This window comes from Neobacillus sp. BF23-41 (genome assembly GCF_041106275.1).
The window spans coordinates 434,183-452,232 of record NZ_JBGBPR010000001.1; the positions used below are offsets into that span (position 1 = coordinate 434,183).

The 18,050-nt window shown below is 41.0% G+C and carries 17 protein-coding genes; 1 reads left to right on the forward strand and 16 read right to left on the reverse strand.

Translation table 11 applies throughout. The features are described 5' to 3' along the window. Positions 1-2 precede the first annotated feature (2 nt). From AB7942_RS02095 to AB7942_RS02120, 6 genes are all read right to left on the reverse strand, one after another. Positions 3-635: an SCO family protein gene (locus AB7942_RS02095; protein WP_369445608.1), complete on the reverse strand. Its 633-nt coding sequence runs from the start codon at positions 633-635 to the stop codon at positions 3-5. Positions 636-740: 105 nt separating this feature from the next. Then, on the reverse strand, positions 741-2,423 hold the full coding sequence (locus AB7942_RS02100; protein ID WP_369445609.1) for a cbb3-type cytochrome c oxidase subunit I: 1,683 nt from the start codon (positions 2,421-2,423) through the stop codon (positions 741-743). Between the two features lie 14 nt (positions 2,424-2,437). Further along, positions 2,438-2,905 carry a cytochrome c oxidase subunit II gene (locus AB7942_RS02105; RefSeq protein WP_369445610.1) on the reverse strand — a complete coding sequence of 156 codons (468 nt, stop codon included), beginning with the start codon at positions 2,903-2,905 and terminating at the stop codon, positions 2,438-2,440. Positions 2,906-2,920: 15 nt separating this feature from the next. Then, positions 2,921-3,070, reverse strand: coding sequence for a hypothetical protein (locus AB7942_RS02110; RefSeq protein WP_335438656.1), 150 nt, complete (start codon positions 3,068-3,070; stop codon positions 2,921-2,923). 216 nt (positions 3,071-3,286) lie between these two features. Continuing rightward, positions 3,287-4,228 (reverse strand): heme o synthase, encoded by a 942-nt coding sequence (gene cyoE, locus AB7942_RS02115; protein WP_483310826.1) that lies wholly within the window; start codon positions 4,226-4,228, stop codon positions 3,287-3,289. A 245-nt stretch (positions 4,229-4,473) separates the two neighbouring features. Continuing rightward, positions 4,474-5,457: a 2-hydroxyacid dehydrogenase gene (locus tag AB7942_RS02120; RefSeq protein WP_369445611.1), complete on the reverse strand. Its 984-nt coding sequence runs from the start codon at positions 5,455-5,457 to the stop codon at positions 4,474-4,476. 206 nt (positions 5,458-5,663) lie between these two features. Between AB7942_RS02120 and AB7942_RS02125 the strand changes: the two genes are divergently transcribed. Further along, positions 5,664-6,560 (forward strand): DNA-3-methyladenine glycosylase 2, encoded by an 897-nt coding sequence (locus AB7942_RS02125; RefSeq protein ID WP_369445754.1) that lies wholly within the window; start codon positions 5,664-5,666, stop codon positions 6,558-6,560. Positions 6,561-6,661: 101 nt separating this feature from the next. On the opposite strand, the gene AB7942_RS02130 is transcribed toward AB7942_RS02125, so the two are convergent. The 10 genes from AB7942_RS02130 to AB7942_RS02175 form a co-directional block, all read right to left on the reverse strand. Continuing rightward, the gene (locus tag AB7942_RS02130; protein WP_335438814.1) at positions 6,662-8,164 is read right to left on the reverse strand and encodes an amino acid permease; all 1,503 of its coding nucleotides are present in this window, start codon (positions 8,162-8,164) and stop codon (positions 6,662-6,664) included. A gap of 103 nt (positions 8,165-8,267) precedes the next feature. Beyond that, on the reverse strand, positions 8,268-8,546 hold the full coding sequence (locus AB7942_RS02135; protein ID WP_088086128.1) for a YokU family protein: 279 nt from the start codon (positions 8,544-8,546) through the stop codon (positions 8,268-8,270). A gap of 2 nt (positions 8,547-8,548) precedes the next feature. Continuing rightward, positions 8,549-9,958, reverse strand: a complete 1,410-nt coding sequence (gene kamA / locus AB7942_RS02140) for a lysine 2,3-aminomutase (RefSeq protein ID WP_369445755.1) — start codon at positions 9,956-9,958, stop codon at positions 8,549-8,551. A 61-nt stretch (positions 9,959-10,019) separates the two neighbouring features. Continuing rightward, entirely contained in the window at positions 10,020-10,499 is a 480-nt protein-coding gene (locus AB7942_RS02145; protein WP_369445612.1) for a GNAT family N-acetyltransferase, read from the reverse strand. Then, positions 10,487-12,007 carry a M81 family metallopeptidase gene (locus tag AB7942_RS02150; RefSeq protein ID WP_369445613.1) on the reverse strand — a complete coding sequence of 507 codons (1,521 nt, stop codon included), beginning with the start codon at positions 12,005-12,007 and terminating at the stop codon, positions 10,487-10,489. The genes AB7942_RS02145 and AB7942_RS02150 overlap by 13 nt, the downstream gene beginning before the upstream one ends. A 34-nt stretch (positions 12,008-12,041) precedes the next feature. Then, a complete protein-coding gene (locus AB7942_RS02155) occupies positions 12,042-13,502 on the reverse strand; it encodes an aldehyde dehydrogenase family protein (protein WP_369445614.1) in 1,461 nt (486 codons plus the stop codon). Between the two features lie 42 nt (positions 13,503-13,544). After that, on the reverse strand, positions 13,545-14,840 hold the full coding sequence (locus AB7942_RS02160; protein WP_369445615.1) for an aspartate aminotransferase family protein: 1,296 nt from the start codon (positions 14,838-14,840) through the stop codon (positions 13,545-13,547). Next, the gene (locus tag AB7942_RS02165; RefSeq protein ID WP_369445616.1) at positions 14,824-16,209 is read right to left on the reverse strand and encodes an aspartate aminotransferase family protein; all 1,386 of its coding nucleotides are present in this window, start codon (positions 16,207-16,209) and stop codon (positions 14,824-14,826) included. Before AB7942_RS02165 ends, AB7942_RS02160 begins: the two co-directional genes overlap by 17 nt. Beyond that, entirely contained in the window at positions 16,197-17,387 is a 1,191-nt protein-coding gene (locus tag AB7942_RS02170) for a thiolase family protein (protein ID WP_369445617.1), read from the reverse strand. Before AB7942_RS02170 ends, AB7942_RS02165 begins: the two co-directional genes overlap by 13 nt. Further along, a complete protein-coding gene (locus AB7942_RS02175; protein WP_369445618.1) occupies positions 17,387-18,049 on the reverse strand; it encodes a 3-oxoacid CoA-transferase subunit B in 663 nt (220 codons plus the stop codon). Before AB7942_RS02175 ends, AB7942_RS02170 begins: the two co-directional genes overlap by 1 nt. Position 18,050: the final 1 nt, after the last annotated feature.

The following is an 18,050-nucleotide window of genomic DNA, read 5'->3' on the forward strand; positions in this document are numbered from 1 at the left end:
GATTACTCCCCCGCTTCCTTCTTAAGAATACCTACAAGCTTATTAGCAGCTTCATCAATCTTTTTATAGTCTAAGACATCAAGCAGACTGCCATTTTTATCCATCAAATAAAAAGCTGAATTATGTGCAAAACTTCCATTTCCGTCAGGAATAACAATAACACCAAATTCTTTTAACAACGAATCCAATTCAGCTTGATTTGGTATTCTTGCCATCCTCCATGTTTCTCCATCACTATTAAAATAGCCTCGGTATTTTTCTAAGGTACCTGGATCATCCCTGACAGGATCAAAACTTATGCTTAAAAATTCAATATCTTTGCCAATATATTTGCTTGGTATCTTATCGTAAACCTTAGACATGTTCATTTCTAATTGCGGGCAAACTGTTGTACAAGACGTATAAAGAAAGGTAATAAATACATACTTGCCCTTAAACTCAGAAATAGAATAATTCCGCCCCTTACTATCCTCAAAGTTTACTTCTGGGAATTTGGGCTTATCGCCAATTAGTTTATTGACCCGTGCCGTTTCTGACGTAAATGCTCGGAATCCATCGGTTCCTATATAGAACAACGCACACCCAAATAAGATAACAAGCAAACACGCAAATGTATTATGCCCATTTTTGATCACGAAGATCACTTCCCAAATTATTGATTTTGCAATTATATATGACTAAATTAAGAATAAAGAGATAGCCCAAACAAACGAGCTATCTCTTTTTTAATTAATAATATATTACCAAGTTTTGAATGGTGGTGATCCCGGAGGTGCATTAACGATAAATTCAGTTAATGGGATGACATAGGCCATTGCAACAACTAATAGCATTATCACAATCCAAAGGCCCCAACGCTCTGTCCAATATGGAGTTTTAGTTGCATTATCTTCTTCCTCAGCAATAGGAAATTCTGTTTCTCCCTTTGGTGCAAAAAACATCATATTCATTACTGCATACACTTGAAGAATAACACCGATAATTAACAAGGTGCCGCCAACAGCTAAGCACATTAAATATGGGCTCCAGCTTAATGCTGTTGCATTGTCTCCATAAGTTGTAAAAGAAGTTCTACGCGGGGAACCAAGTAATCCAACCCAATGCATAGCCCCTGACATAAAGATCATTCCTATTGTCCAAATCCAAGTTTGGATCACACCTAATTTATTTATTTGCGGTGTTAATACACGTTTTGAAATATATGGAACTAACCAATAACTAATGCCAAAGAACGTCATCACTACGGACATGCCAAGCGTTAAATGAAAATGTCCAACAATCCACATCGTATTATGAACGACCTGATCCAATTGGTTAGTGCTTTGAGCAATTCCACCAGCACCAGCAGGTATAAAGGCAATCATCGCAATCATTGGAGCTAGGAAACGAACATCGCCCCATGGCATTTTTTTATACCATCCGATTAAGCCTTTTCCACCTTGTTTTCTTGCTGTACGTTCAAAAACGGCAAACATGGCGAATGCTGTCATTAAGGACGGGAATCCAATCGCCAAACTCATAAATACGTGCATAAATTTAACGGCTGGATCAATTCCTGGGTCAACAATTTGGTGATGGAATCCACCTGTAATATTCATAACTACTAAGCCAATAATAACGACACGGGTTAACGTATCACTCCAGCGTTTTCCACCAATAATTTTAGGTACAATGACATACCATGCGGAAACAGCAGTTAAATACCAAATATTAACTAACGTATGTCCAAAGGCCCAAAATAGTGTACGTGCCACCATAACATTGATTGTTTCGACCCAGCCAAATGACCAAGGAATAATCATAACGATTACTTCTATCGCTACAGGTATGGAACCGAAAAATAATAGGACAAATACTCCAGTAGCAAAATAAGCAAGGATTGGTACATGCTGTCCTTTGTTATTCTTTCTCCAATTCGCAACTTGGATAAAGGCACCGAAAGCACACATCCAAACACCAACCACAATTAAAGCTAAACCAATATAAAACATTGGTGCAGCTGCCATTGGCGGATAGAAAGTATACATTACAGATGCATCACCCATAATGATTGGAATTACTGCTAAAACAAACCCGACAATCTTCAATCCAAAGCCAATCCATGCGATCTTTCTTACTTTAGGAAGAATCCCCCCTAAAGTATGTGAAAGACTGGCATAAAAATAACCAATCGTAAAGAAAGCAGTTAATACAACAACTAATATTAAACCATGTGCTGTCAGAACTTGATAATAGTTTATCCATGATGGTAATTCCAGAATTCCGGCACGGTTCAGTCCCTGCACAAGGCCAAGAATTCCGCCAAGAAGTAATGATATAAATGCTACAAATATATATGATTTCGTTAATAGGGCATCTTCCTTGCTGATTCCCATCACTCTACCTGCTTTATCTTTAAATGTCTGTGATTTTGCTGGTTGCATTTTGCTTCCCCCCTTTATTTAACTGTAATTGTTGTACTCATCATTTGGTGAACGGCACCGCAATATTCATTACATAACACTAAATACGTTCCCGCTTTATTAAATTTTTGAGTGATTTTTTGAATATGTCCTGGCATGACCATTGCATTTAGGTTTGTACCTGCAACTTCAAATCCATGGACAACATCTTTTGAGGTTAATGTAAAATGCACTGTCGATCCAGCAGGGACTTCGATATTACCTGGATTAAAACTGAAAGCTTGTAATGTCATAACTACTTCATATTCATTTTCGCCAACCTTTGTAATACCCGGTTTATCGAATGGCGCTGTTTGGTCTACCTTTTGTGGATCAATTAATTCATTATTACTCGGTGGTCCCATTTCCAAGGCAAATGCTTGATAGCCAGTAATAAGCATGAATAGCATGATCATACCGAAACTCAAGGTAAGCCAAATTTTTTCATCAAGATGCATTTTCATATCTGTCATCCCCTCCTATACTCTAGCCATATAAAGGCCATATAATATTAAATACGTAGCGAGAATTACGACCCCAACCACTCCTACAGAAATCCATGTTCCTTTTAATGGAGCCTCGTGCCCTTCACCATGCTTTTTTTTGTTGTTAACTTTTGTGTCCCCCACTGAAAATCAACCCCCTTATATTTCATACCTTAATAATAGATGGGAATGATTATCATCGAAGTGAACTGTATCACATTTGCTCAGCTTTTTTCGTGAACACCCAAAAGGAACTGCCTTTTTCAAACACAAAAAAGCTGCTCCATTAGTTTGCAAATAACTTGCATACTTTCGGAACAGCTTTCACTTATCTATAGTTTGAGTTTCATTTGATCTCGACTAACTAAATACCGGCAATGTAACAATTACCATCAAGAGAAACAATATTGTTATATAATTAACGGAATATAGAAAATTCACATGTGCCCATTTTAAATCATCCTTAGTAAAAAATCCGCTGATACTCACAACCAACCATCCAACGTTAAGCAACGTAGCAATCACTATAAAAGTATTTCCAAGCATCGTTAAAAAAAATGGTAATGGAAATAAGCAAGCAATATAGATCACCATTTGCCGTTTAGTCACAGCCAATCCGCGAACAACGGGAAGCATGGCTACTCCAGCTGCTTTATATTCTTTATATTTCTTTACGGCAATCGCAAAGGTATGCGGCATTTGAAAAATAAACAAGATAAGAAACAAGATCATTGGGACTCTTTGAAAACCAGGTGCGATGGCTGTCCATCCTATTAAAGGTGTAACGGCACCAGAAACACTTCCAATTACTGTATTAATTGTATACCGCCGTTTTGACCACATGGTATATAAAATAACATAGGTAAACCATCCGACAAAGGAGTATATCGCCGCTTCAACGGTCGTAAAGAGTAAAAGGATTTGACCTAATATACTTAGAGCAATACCTATTGTTAAAACTGCGTTCAAAGAAATATTCCCCGTTACTGTTGGACGACCCTTTGTTCGATCCATTACAGTGTCAATATCAACATCGTACCAGTTATTGAGCGCGAGTGCCCCAGCCATTACCATTGTACTTCCGAAAATTGTTAAGAAAAATAAATCCAGGTGGGCTGTAAATGAAGCATTGGTAAAATGTAAGGCTAACCAGAATCCTGCAAAGACAGGCAAAACATTAGCGATTAATACATTTGCTTTAAAAAGTAACTTTAGATCATTCATTATGTTTGATGTATTTCGTTGATTCAATATCGTAACTTTTCCATCCTTCTGTAGAGAAGGTATCTCATTATTGGTCATCTAATATCCTCTCCTAAGAAGTCTTCCAAACAAACCAAAGTTAATTGTATCATACTACATTTCGATTATCTCACAAAATCCGGTGTCAGGCACCTAGAAATGGCTGTTGGATATTTCCATTTGGAACTTCTAGTATTATTCTTTTGTCCTTTCTACAAAAACTCCATACCCTATGTTTTAATCGTAGATTAATAAAACAGGCGTGGAGAACCCTTTGTTTAAGAAGATTCTTCACGCCTGTTTATTTAGTGAACTTCGGTTAAAACATCTTGATTAATTAATGAAAGCGGCTGTTTACCCTCCAATCCATGGACTAGATTTTCCGCTGCAACTTTGGCCATTTTCAATCGAGTTTCGTAGGTAGCTGACCCAATATGCGGCAGGGTGACTACATTATCCATTGATAAAAGTGGGTGATCTGGACTTACTGGTTCCTGTGCGAAGACGTCTAACCCTGCAGCTAAGATATCCCCATTTTGAAGGGCCTGAACCAAGGCATCTTCATCCACAGTTGCTCCACGCGAACCATTAACAAAAATGGCTGATTTCTTCATTAGTTTAAATTCCTTTTCTCCAATTAGCTTAACTGTCTTTGGTGTTAGTGGTGTCATTAAGCAAATGAAGTCTGCGTGCTGACAAATTTCTTCAAGGGAACAGTAGGTTGCTTGATAAATTTGTTCGGCTTCTAAATTTCGTGAGCGATTGTGATACAAAATGGGCATATCAAAGCCATAATTCGCACGTTTGGCAATGGCTGAGCCAATTCCTCCCATTCCGATAATTCCCAATGTCTTATGATGCACATCCACTCCATACAGATTCTCACCCACTTGCGATGTCCACTTTCCTGACTTTACCATCTGATTTAATTCCGGCATTCTTCTAGCCGTTGCTAGTAATAAACCAAAAATGGTATCGGCTACACTATCATTTAAAACCTCTGGAGTATTAGTAGCCATAATTTTGCGCTTAGTTATTTCGGGAATATCTAAATTATCGTAGCCAACTGAGATATTGCTGACAATTTTTAGTTGAGGCGCAAGCTCCAAAAACTTTTCATCCACTTTTAGTCCAGAGCCCAGAATCCCTTCAGCATCCTTTAATTCTTTATAAAAGCTAGGAAGTGACTGCGAATCTAATTTTTCAAAATAAATAACTTCACAAGTTTCACGTACATATTCTATAACAGTAGAATCGACTTTTTTATAGACAATAACTTTTGGTTTCAACTAAGATTCCTCACATTCAGAATTAGATTCTCTTTCATTCAGCGATTAACAGTACTACATAATCAATATACACGTAATTGCATGAATAATAAAAAAATTTGAATGTAACAGCAAGATAAAAAAATAATTTTTTTACTTTTATGATAATAATAGAATATAGCAAAAGGAAGGGGTAGGATAAATTGTCCAACACACTTGGGGAAGAAATTAACGAAGTTAATGAATATATTGTCATTCCATTGCCTAAAGCGTTTAATATGAAAGCAAACTTTGGATACCTGCAGCGGAATAAAAATGAATGTATGTATGAAATTGAAAATGATAACATTACAAGAGTCATCGCGATTGGCGAAATTCAAACACTTGTACAAATAAAAGTAAACGAGAAAAACCAAATGGTTGTTCACTTTTTAAAAGGTAAACCGCGCGATCCTAATAAGGTAGTCCATTATATTCGAGAATGGTTTGACCTCGATAACGATTTAACTCCCTTTTATGATATTGCCAAAGCTGATCCCTTACTTAAAATGCCCGTAAAAGACTTTTATGGATTACGCCTAATCGGCATTCCCGATTTGTTTGAAGCTCTTTGCTGGGGGGTCTTAGGCCAGCAAATTAACTTAGGATTCGCTTACACATTAAAGAGACAATTCGTTGAAAAATTTGGTGAGTCCATTGAATGGGACGGCAAAAATTATTGGATATTTCCGTCCTATGAACGAATTGCACAACTCACACCAAAGGATCTCGCAGATATTAAAATGACCGTCAAAAAGAGTGAATATATTATTGGAATTGCCAAATTAATGGCGAGCGGAGAATTATCCAAGGAAAAATTAATGGAAGCCAGTCATTTTAAAGAGGTCGAAAAAAGCTTAATTAAAATACGCGGGATTGGCCCATGGACAGCCAATTATGTGCTGATGCGCTGCCTTCGTTTTCCGACTGCCTTCCCGATCGATGATGTCGGTCTAATTAATGCGGTAAAAACGCTACTAAATATGGATAGAAAGCCGACCAAAGAAGAAATCCTTGCATTATCAATCCCCTGGGCAAATTGGGAATCCTATGCAACCTTCTATTTATGGCGAGTTCTCTACTAGTCAAAAAGCACTAGCTAGGTTTAGCTTGTGCTTTTTGGCAGGTGCCATAACTATTCTATTTTAATTCACCTTATAGAATTTATACCCTTCCTCTAAACCTTCTATTTTGATGACATCTCATCAAAAGAACATTCCTTTAGTGGAACGACCTTCGATTTATGAACGAGTTTATACCCGAGCCATAATGCCAAAAAGATCGGTAAACCAATATACGACACTGCTACTCCATACCAATCAATCTCACTTGCTAAAAAAGCTTGATAATTTTGGCCGAAAATGACAAAGACACACATCGCAAAAGCGAGAATCGGACCAAGCGGGAACCATTTCGCTTTAAATTTCAAATCATTCATGTCCCTGCCCTGGGCCAAATATGCTTTTCTAAAACGATAATGGCTGACTGCAATTCCTAGCCATGCAATAAATCCGGTTAAGCCTGACGCATTTAATAACCATGTATACACTTGATCTCCAAAAATGGACGTTAAAAAGGCAAAGCCACCGATAATCGTCGTCATGACAAGGGCATTCATCGGAATTCCGCGATCATTTACATTTTGTAAAAATTTAGGAGCCTGACCGTCTTTTGCCATGGACCAAAGCATGCGTGTCGATGCATATAAACCGGAACTCCCCGCCGATAAAACCGATGTCAAAATGACCGCATTCATCACAGATGCTGCAAATGCTATGCCCACTTTCTTAAATACAAGGGTAAAAGGGCTGACAGCGATGCTATCGACATCCCTGCCTAACAGGTTTGGACTTGTATAAGGAATGATAAGGCCAATGACAGCAATAGCAACGATATAGAATAGAAGAATACGCCAAAATACTTGTCGAATCGCCTTTGGAACGTTTTTCTCCGGCTCTTCACTTTCTCCTGCAGCAATCCCCACGAGTTCCGTACCTTGAAAGGAAAAACCTGCAATGAAAAAAATGCTTAAAATGGACAAAAGGCCGCCATGAACAGGAGCATCTCCTATAGTAAAGTTTTTAAACCCGATAAACTGTCCGCCAAGAATACCGAAAATGGTAAGCAAACCGACTCCAATGAAAACGATGATCGTCACTACTTTTATTAAGGAGAACCAGTACTCGGATTCTCCGTAACTTTTAACCGACAAGGCATTCAATAAAAAGATTAGGCCTAAAAACAGTGAACTCCAGACGATGCTCGGTACATCCGGAAACCAGAACTTCATAATAATTGCTGATGCAGCTATTTCAACCGCCAGTGTAATAGCCCAGTTGAACCAATAATTCCAACCAAGCGCAAAACCAAATGCCGGATCGACAAAGCGACTGCCATATGTTGAAAATGATCCCGAAACCGGCATTAAGGTAGCCATTTCTCCGAGACTTGTCATTAAAAAGTAGACCATGATGCCGATAGCCCCATAAGCTATTAACGCTCCACCAGGTCCAGCTGTTTGAATGGACGCCCCTGTCGCTAGAAATAACCCTGTCCCGATTGACCCTCCAATAGCAATCATCGTCATGTGACGCGCCTTTAAATTGCGTTTAATATGCTCTTTACTTTCCTTATTATTCTGATGTTTCTGATTATTTTGGTCATTATTATAGTTGTTGATTGCTTCCATTCTTGTCCTCCTTAATTTTTCATCTATTAGCATCTATCTAACTTTTTAGAAAACATATGCCATCTCCCACTTAATATTGAAAAATGAGAGATGGCTAGGCTAATTATTTCGAAAAATCAAAGTAGTTTCGCTTCAATAAACGTGGAGCGGCCATAAGTGTTTCATACGTCATACTTTTTTCAAGCTTTGAGCAATCAATTAAAAATAGATGATCCTCAATTTCTTTCACCGTGTTATCTGTTTGATAGGTCATACCGCATTCCAAGCAATGAATGGATGGTGTGTCCTTAATTTCGATCGCATTTGTTCCATCTGGAAGTTCCCAATACACTTTGTTGCTCGTTTCACGTGCTGTGTCAGATTCGCACCATTGACAAATCAAAATTATTCCTCCTTTGCTCCTACTGTTTCATATTTCTTCATTTGTGATTGGAATTTTTTCTCTTTTAACTCGTCACGTTTGTCACGTTTATCTTTTAATGAACTATGCTCAGTATTTTCCTTATACGTTTTGCGGCGATCTAACCGTTTTAATCCTTCTGGTGTAAGGTTAAATTTCGTATCATCAATAATGGATAGAACACCATTACTTTCAAACTTTTCAAACACTTCAGGATATACCTTTTTGTAGTAATCCTCTGCACTGCCTGACTGATAATTTGTTGGTTCTGGATAAGATGTAATGACACCTTCAAAGTTACGTAGTACGACTTTATTAGAACTTTGAGAAATGATATAGTTCGGCTGCAATGGAATTTTACCGCCTCCACCCGGGGCATCAACAATAAATGTCGGAACGGCATAACCCGATGTATGGCCGCGAAGTCCCTCCATAATTTCCAATCCTTTGCTGATTGGTGCACGGAAATGGCCAATCCCTTCTGATAAATCACATTGGTAAATATAATATGGACGAACGCGAATTTTAACAAGGTCATGCATAAGCTGTTTCATGATCGGCACACTGTCGTTAATGCCTGCTAAAATAACCGCTTGGTTACCAACAGGTACACCAACATTTGCAAGCATTTCACATGCACGCTTCGATTCTTCCGTAATTTCAATAGATGTATTGAAATGTGTATTCAACCAAACTGGATGATACTTTTTCAAGATATTGCAAAGATTTTCGGTAATACGCTGTGGGAATACGACAGGTGCTCTTGTACCGATACGAATAATTTCTACATGCGGAATCTCACGTAAATTCTTTAAAATATATTCTAAAATATTGTCATTAATAAGGAGCCCGTCTCCTCCGGAAATTAACACATCTCGAATTTGTGGGTTAGATGCGATATAATTAATCGCTGTGTCTAACTGTTTCTTTGGTACGCCCATTCCGATTTGTCCGGAGAAGCGTCTTCTTGTGCAGTAACGGCAGTACATGGAGCATTGGTTTGTGACTAGGAACAACACGCGATCCGGATAACGATGTGTTAACCCAGGTACTGGTGAATCTTCATCTTCGTGAAGGGGATCTTCTAAATCATATCTTGTTTTATGCAATTCCGCAGAAATCGGAACAGACTGCATTCGAACCGGACATCTTGAATCATCAGGATCCATAAGCGATGCATAATATGGCGTGATGTTTAATGGGATTGTTTTTGTTGAAATTAAAACCCCTTCTTCTTCCTCTGGTGTTAAGTTAACTACTTTCTTTAAGTCTTCTAAATTTTTGATAGTATTCGTCAATTGCCAAACCCAATCATTCCATTGCTCATCAGTTACATCCTTCCAAAGCTCGATTTCTTTCCAATGTCTTTGCGGTTTGAATAAATTGTTTCTCATCATAAACTCCTCCTAAAATTAGCCTATTTTTTTGATGAATTCTCCTCTGATCATTACCTTATTAAGAAATGACGCATTCCATATAATAGCGATTTTCCCCTTCACCAAATTCATCGAATCTCGTCTCTTTTATGACAAACCCTAATTTTTCATATAACTTGACGGCTGCTTTGTTTTTAGTACTGACTGTTAAGCAGACCTTACGAAAACCATCTTGCTTTAGAATCGGAAAAATTTCCTGTAAAAATAATTTCCCGATTCCTTTCCCTTGCTGGTCGGAGCGGACATAAAACCCAAAAATGTAGGCTTTATGAATATCATTGTAAGCTCTCATCACTTCGCAAATCGCAATCGGCCTTGGATCATTTTGCTGCCGGTATTGAATGAGTTTCCCGTAGCGTGTAAGCGGGACAAGGGCTTGTTCATCTACTGCTCCTAATCCCGGAAACGCATCTTCCTCAAGCTCCATCATCATTTTTAGCTGTTCTGGATTCAACGAAGCTGGTACTTCAACATAATAGGTTTTGTTCAATGTTTCCATTTTTCTGTCCCCCTCACTTCTACTTCATATTGGATATCATTCAGCGGCCAAATTGGCTTTGGTATGTGACGATACGTAAAAGTTGTTAAACGGTTGGATGCAACACCAGGTGCATCCACATAAATGATACGGCCAACAATCGGCTCAAACGCTGCCCGAAAATGATTTTTAGCCTTTAACCCAAGAATTCTCTTTGCCTGCGGCTCAAGACCAATATGACGAAACATTTCCGGATCATTCGCTGACATCGGCCTTCCAATGAGGAGGATATCCATCTCACCAACGCGAATGTGAGCCGCCCCCTTTAAATCAACTCTTAAATGCTGATTGAACGGCCCAGAATTGTGAAATACACCGTCTGATAAGGCCACTACCGTTGCTTCGACCTGTACGGGCTCCCCAAAATCAGGAGATACTTTCCCTCCAAGAGACAACAATACCTTATTTCCGGCTCCCTTCTTGCGGCAAGCCTCAATAGATTCTGGATCGTAGAGTCCTCCAAACAGCGTGTTAGGAATGTTCATCTTCACCATCTCCCGAAGCAGCTCTGTTGTATCCCCGCTCCCGCAGCTTAACGGATTATCTGAGATATCAGCCAGCACGATTGGCATGTCATCCTCTATCGCCAATGCCAAATCGAGCCCTTCTTTTACACCGGGCAAATCCATGATAAATTCTTCTCTTACACTCCAGAACAAGTAAGCCAACTTTTGGGCACTCTCTTTTCCCTTTTGCGGATCGAGCGAAACAACAAGTACACTTGCACCGACCATGGGAATATCCGAGTAAGGAAAGCCACCAAATACAGACACATTATAAATGCCTTCTTCCTCTTCGGCTTGTTTCGCCCACTCTATCATTTTGTGCATCGGCCCTTCTGCAGTTCTCATATTGATAGAGGGAGGCATCATCGGCAATTTTTCAAAAGAAGCATAATAATGCACACCTTCCTTTAATTGCTTCAATAAAGCCATTGACGCATGAACGCCTTGTTCATACATATCAACATGTGGATATGTTTTAAATCCAAAATGAAGCGGTGTGTAATCAATCATTTTTTCGCTTAAATTGGCGTGCATGTCCAGCGTCGTCGCGATTGGAACATTCAATCCGATAAGCCCGCGAATTTTTCCCAGTAAATGCTCTTCCGGATCAAGGAGGTGCTCCACGACCATCGCTCCATGCAGTGCAAGCAATAATCCGTCCAGCCTTCCAGCCTCCCGGATTGACTGGAGCATTTGCTCTTCGATGATTGAATACGCTTCTGTTGATACTACGCCCGATGGGACCGCTGCCGCACAAAGCAGCGGCACGATTTCTACATCCTCCACCTGTTTCAATACATCCAGAAACCCACCCACTTCTGTTTTCGTTCCTGTATAGGCATCATAAATTTCATCGCCGATAAAATAGCCTTCGTTTCGAAACTGTTCGATTTCGGTTTTCATCGGACTAAAACTGTGGGATTCATGGTAAAAGAATGCAATTCCAATACGGTGTTTTCTCATATTCTCCCACCTTATAATAGATATGGCCCGTTTATTAATAGTTTGTATAAATCGACTTCCACTCTGTCATGACATCAAATGCATGATGGGAAACTTCACGGTGACCGTTTCCGGACATTTTCATGCCTCCAAATGCTACTCCCATTTCGGCATTGGATGTTCCGTTATTAATATAGACAAGTCCGCTTACTGCTTCCTTTGCAGCACGGTTCGCATAATGAAGGCTCTCTGTATAAATAGAAGTTGATAGCCCATAAATTGTCCCGTTATTTACTTCCATGGCTTCCTCATATGAATCTACTTCAATGATGGCAAGAACTGGACCAAATATTTCTTCCTGTGCAACAATATCATTCGGTTTCACATTCTCAATGATTGTCGGCTCATAATAATAGCCGCCCAATTCTTTGACACGCTGCCCACCAGAGACAATTTTTCCACCTTCTTCAATCGCTGTTTTTACATATTTTTCGACTGTATGAAGCTGGTCTTCATTTACGAGAGGTCCCACTTGTTTCCCTTCTTCAAGTCCATTTCCTATTTTCATAGACTTTGTTATTTCTATTAATTTTTGTACGAGCAGTTCCTTTACTGGACGCTCGACGATTACTCGGCTTGCCGCTGTACAGCGCTGACCAGTTGTTGTAAACGCTGATTTTACGATTCCGTCTGCCGCCTTGTCCAAGTCCGCATCCTTCAAGACGATCACTGCGTTTTTCCCACCCAATTCCAATGAAATACGTTTTAACGTTTTACTGCTCATTTCAGCCAGCTTTTGTCCGACTTCAGTTGAACCCGTAAACGAAATGATTTTAACATCTGAATGCTCTGCGAGTGTTTGCCCGACTGTTCTTCCTGAACCGGTAATTAAGTTCACAACTCCTGCTGGAAATCCGGCTTCATCTAACACTTCCACAAATATCTTTGCCGATAGCGCAACCTCTGAAGCAGGCTTCCATACGACGGTATTACCAGCAAGCAGAGCTGAAAAGATTTTGTAGGAAGCAAGTGCAACTGGAAAGTTCCAGGGGGTAATGCACGCCGCAACTCCAAGAGGTTCACGAACCATTCTTACGTTCCGGTCTGGGAAGCCCGCAGGGACCGTTTCTCCAAAGAGACGTCGTCCCTCGCCTGCCATATATTGAGCAGTCGCGATGACCACTCCAACTTCGCCTAAAGACTCAGGCAGCACTTTGCCCATCTCCATTGTCATGACACTAGCAAGTTCCTCTTTTCGTATTTCAAACAATTGGGCTGCTTTCGTTAAATAAGCCGCTCGCTCTGGAATGGGGATGTTCTTCCATTGTGAATACGCTTCATTCGCTTTTGTGACAGCCTCATCTACTTGCTCTGTTGTGGCGGCCGCACATATGCCGACAAGTTCCCCCGTTGCCGGATTTAAGCTTTCAAAGTAGGACTGATCGGGGGCACTTACCCATTTTCCATTTATATAAAGATCTCCCTGAAGAATATCTGTTTTGATTTGACTAGACATATACTTGACCTCCTTTATAGTTGTATTCCGAGGAAACGAAAATTAGTTTCCTGAAATTGTTTCTGTTATCACATCTTCTAAAATCGTTAATCCTATATCAAGCACATCTTCTTGAATATTAAGAGGCAGCATTAATCGGATCGTTTGCCCGCTTACACCGCAGTTCATAATGAGCAAGCCATTTTCCAGTGCTTTCGATTTAATTTTCGGTACAAAGGAAGCAGCAGATTGCGAATCGAATTCAATACCGATCATCATGCCAACTCCTCGGACTTCAACAATGCCCGGTAAATGTCCTACCGAGTTATGAAGTCGGCCGACAATCTTGGCACCGAGTTTAGCACTGCGTTCTACTAACTTCTCTTCCTCAATGACCTCAATGTTTGCCAATGCCGCAGCACAAGAAACTGGATTTCCACCAAATGTCGAACCATGACCGGCCGTTGGCCATTTCTCATGAAGCTCACGACTTGCTACAATGGCACCAAGAGGCATTCCGCCGGAAAGTGCTTTTGCCAGTACTAAAATATCAGGAGTCACATTCGCATGCTCTGCCGCGAACATTTTGCCTGTACGGCCAAATCCTGTCTGTACTTCGTCAAAGATAAGCAATATGCCGTGTTCCTCTGTAATCTTTCTTAACTCCTGCAAAAAGCTTGGCGGTGCCGGATAATAGCCGCCTTCACCCATTACCGGTTCAATGATGATAGCCGCTACACGTGAAGGATCCACGCGTAAATCAAACAATTTTTGAAGCTGATTCAAGCAATACTCTTCTGCTTCTTCTTCTCTAATGTTTTTCAGCTGGCTGGGATACGGATATGGAACGTGGTACACCTCGCCTAAAATCGGCTCATAATATCGACGGTATTTAGAGCTTGATGCCGTAATGGCTGTTGCTCCTAATGTACGGCCATGAAACGATCCTTCAAAAGCAATGATAGCCGGTCTGCCTGTGGCCGCCTTTGCTAGTTTAAGCGCACCGTCAATGGCTTCAGCTCCCGAATTGGAGAAAAAAACAGTGTCAAGATTTCCTGGTGTGATTTGAGCAAGCTTTTCCGCCAAATTCGCAGCCGTTTCATAATAACCGTAGTTCAACCCAAGATGAATTAAGGCTTCAGCTTGCTTTTTAATGGCTTCAACCATTTTATCGTTCGTATGCCCAACTGCATTGACGGCCACTCCTGAAACAAAATCAATATATTCCTTTCCGTCTGTCGTCCAAAACTTTGCGCCATGCGCTTTTTCAATGACAAGCTCCGTTACCCTTGTCATAACCGGTGATAAATGCCTTCGTGCTTTTTCTTGAATTTCGTTTGTTTTACTTTGTAATTTCATATGCCTCATCCTTTCTAAATTGGCCCTCGAATATCGATAATGATTCATCTAGTATTCTCACAATTTCATCAATTTCTATTTTCGTTACATTTAATGGTGGACTGATGATAAAGTGCTCCCCCATTGTGCCGTCTATTGAACCGGAACCGGGATAAAAAACCGCACCGAGTTCCATCGCAATTCCATTCAATCTTTCAGCAGCTTTTTCAGATGGATCGAACAATAGATCCTGCTCACGATCTTTCACAAGCTCCATACCAATTAACAGCCCTCTGCCCCGAACATCAGATATATAAGAATGTTTTTGCTTCAGCTCCATAAGACGGTTGAAAAGGTAGGTCCCTTGTTTTTTGACGTTTTCCAGCACCATATCTCGCTCATATACGTCTAATGCAGCAAGACCGGCTGCTACAGCCACAGGATGCCCGCTATAGGTATAGCCGTGAATAAATTTCCCGTCACTATTTTGAATGAGCCCATCTATCAATCGTTCATGAACAATCATTCCGGCCAGCGGAGCATATCCTGCCGAAACCCCTTTTCCAAACGTGATGATATCAGGTTCGATTCCAATCTGTTCTGTCGCAAAGTTGGTACCAGTACGGCCGAATCCTGTCATTACTTCATCGATAATTAAGACAATTTCGTAACGGTCACACAGCTCTCGAACTCTCTCAAAATACCCTGGCGGCGGTGGAACAGCACCTTGCTGGCTTCCGACAATTGGTTCGGCGATAAATGCCGACACGTTCTCAGGACCAAGCTCTAAAATGGTTCTTTCTATATCCGTTACACACGTCCAGTTTTGTTTAGAGAGACAATCATCTTTTTGACGATCGTATGGACATCGGTGGCAGTACGGAGAATAGACATGGGCATAGTTTAAAAGATTAGGAGTGTATGCATGCCTTCTTTTAACGTCTCCTCCTGCTGATAAAGAACCGATGGTGTTACCGTGATACGATTGCCATCGCCCGATTACCATGTGTTTTTGGGATCTGCCGGCGTCCCTATGATATTGCCTCGCCAGCTTCAAAGCACTTTCATTTGCTTCGGAGCCTCCGGTTGTAAAATACACTTTATTTAAATGGTCGGGGGCCATTTTTCCGATTGTTTCAGCCAGTTCATGCAACGCTTTCGTCTCGAAGCGCATTGTATGGACGAAAGCTGCTTTTTTTGCTTGTTCTGCCATGGCCTCTCCTATAGAAGTAATCCCATGTCCCAAGTTGGCTGCAACCGCTCCCGAGCAAGCATCCAAATATTTTTTCCCGTTCCCATCTATGAGATAGACCCCTGCACCGTGGGTAATAATCGGGTACTCCTTTTTTAGATCACGATGAAACACGTAGTCTTTTTTTATTCCATCCATCTTTCCACCACCATTGCCATTCCTAATCCCCCCGCGACACAAATCGTTGCAAGGCCAAATTGCCGCTTTTGTTTTTCAAGCTCATGACATAATGTAGTGACGATTCTTGCACCGGAGCACCCAAGTGGATGACCTAAGGCAATCGCCCCTCCGTTTACATTCACATTGTCTCCTTTTATGCCCCATTCTTTTAAACAAGCAAGACTTTGAGCAGCGAACGCTTCATTTAATTCAATCAAATCAATATCTTCCAAACGAAGACCCGCTTTTTTCAACGCAATTTGGGATGCAGGAACCGGACCGATTCCCATTTCTTTTGGTGATACGCCCGTTGCAGCAAAGGAACGAATCCTTGCCATCGGGACCACTCCAAGTTGTTTCGCTTTTTCTTCCGACATCAACAGCAGCATCGAGGCTCCATCATTTCTGCCGGACGAGTTTCCGGCTGTTACCGTACCATCGTTTTGAAACACAGGACTTAGTGTTCCTAACTTTTCAATGTCCGTCAATCTTGGGTACTCATCTATCGCAAAGTGTCTAATCCCCTTTTTTCCTTCCTTTACCGGAACAGGAATGATTTCTTCCTCAAAATGGCCCATTTCAATTGCACGTTTCGCTTTCTGCTGACTCGTGAAGGCAAATTCGTCTTGTTTACGGCGGCTAATGTTATATTTTTCAGCTAGCCACTCAGCTGTTTGCCCCATCGTGAAACGACCATATATCTCCTCCGGCTGCGATTTTGGCTGACTCTCCGTATTTGAATCATACAGCGTCAGATCTCCCATCTTAAGGCCGAATCGAGTGCCAACCGTATAATGAGGCGCTTGTGACATGCTTTCGACACCTCCTGCTAAAACGACGTCCGCCTGACCTGTCAAAATGGACATCGCTCCGTTAATGACGGCCTGCATACCCGAACCACACTGACGATGAACAGTATAAGCAGGAATCGATTCTGGAAAATGGGCCTGTAATGCGGCAACTCTTGCAATATTCGGAGCATGCGCACTCTGCTTTGTTTGGCCGACGATGACTTCATCGACAATATTGGCACTATAACCAGAAGACGAAAGATTATTTTTCATGATGAGAGATACGAGCTCTTCCGGGCGCGTATCCGCCAGTGATCCACCGATGCTTCCGATAGCAGTCCGAAATGCATTTACGATTACAACCACTACACAGTCACCTCTTTGCCTATATTGAAAGATTCAGCAATATGGAAGGGTGCATCCGTTCTCTGTTGAACTTCCTCAAGGGAAATTCCAGGGGACAGCTCCATAAGATGTAGTCCATCTTCCTTTACAGCGAACACCGCCAAATCGGTAATAATTAAATCCACTATTCGTTCCGATGTGATCGGATAGGTTAATTCCTTGACGATTTTTGAATCTCCCTGGTTAGACGTATGCAACGTTGTTACGATTACCTTTTTGGAGCCCTCCAATAAATCCATCGCCCCGCCTACACCAAGAACACTTTTTCCTGGTACGGCCCAGTTGGCAATCCGCCCAATTGCATCGATTTGCAGTACACCAAGAATCGAAACGCTTACATGTCCTCCGCGAATCATCGCAAAAGAGGAAGCGCTATCAAAATAGGATGACCCTTCCAATACTGTGACAGGAAGTTTCCCTGCATTGACAAGATTTTGGTCAATATGCTCTGGATCAGGTGTAGGACCTACTCCAAGGATGCCGTTTTCCGAGTGTAAAAAAACTTTAACATCTGATGGAATGTAATCAGCCACCAGCGTTGGAATCCCTATCCCCAAATTGACGATATCCCCATGCTTTAATTCCTTCGCCGCTCTTGCAGCAATGTATTGTTTCACGTTCAAG

Coding starts and splice junctions, on each gene's coding strand:
- AB7942_RS02100 (WP_369445609.1), bottom strand. CDS start 2,423: ATGCAACCAGCAAAATCACAGACATTTAAAGATAAAGCAGGTAGAGTG.
- AB7942_RS02105 (WP_369445610.1), bottom strand. CDS start 2,905: ATGAAAATGCATCTTGATGAAAAAATTTGGCTTACCTTGAGTTTCGGT.
- cyoE (WP_483310826.1), bottom strand. CDS start 4,228: ATGACCAATAATGAGATACCTTCTCTACAGAAGGATGGAAAAGTTACG.
- AB7942_RS02130 (WP_335438814.1), bottom strand. CDS start 8,164: ATGGAAGCAATCAACAACTATAATAATGACCAAAATAATCAGAAACAT.
- kamA (WP_369445755.1), bottom strand. CDS start 9,958: ATGAGAAACAATTTATTCAAACCGCAAAGACATTGGAAAGAAATCGAG.
- AB7942_RS02145 (WP_369445612.1), bottom strand. CDS start 10,499: ATGGAAACATTGAACAAAACCTATTATGTTGAAGTACCAGCTTCGTTG.
- AB7942_RS02150 (WP_369445613.1), bottom strand. CDS start 12,007: ATGAGAAAACACCGTATTGGAATTGCATTCTTTTACCATGAATCCCAC.
- AB7942_RS02155 (WP_369445614.1), bottom strand. CDS start 13,502: ATGTCTAGTCAAATCAAAACAGATATTCTTCAGGGAGATCTTTATATA.
- AB7942_RS02160 (WP_369445615.1), bottom strand. CDS start 14,840: ATGAAATTACAAAGTAAAACAAACGAAATTCAAGAAAAAGCACGAAGG.
- AB7942_RS02165 (WP_369445616.1), bottom strand. CDS start 16,209: ATGGATGGAATAAAAAAAGACTACGTGTTTCATCGTGATCTAAAAAAG.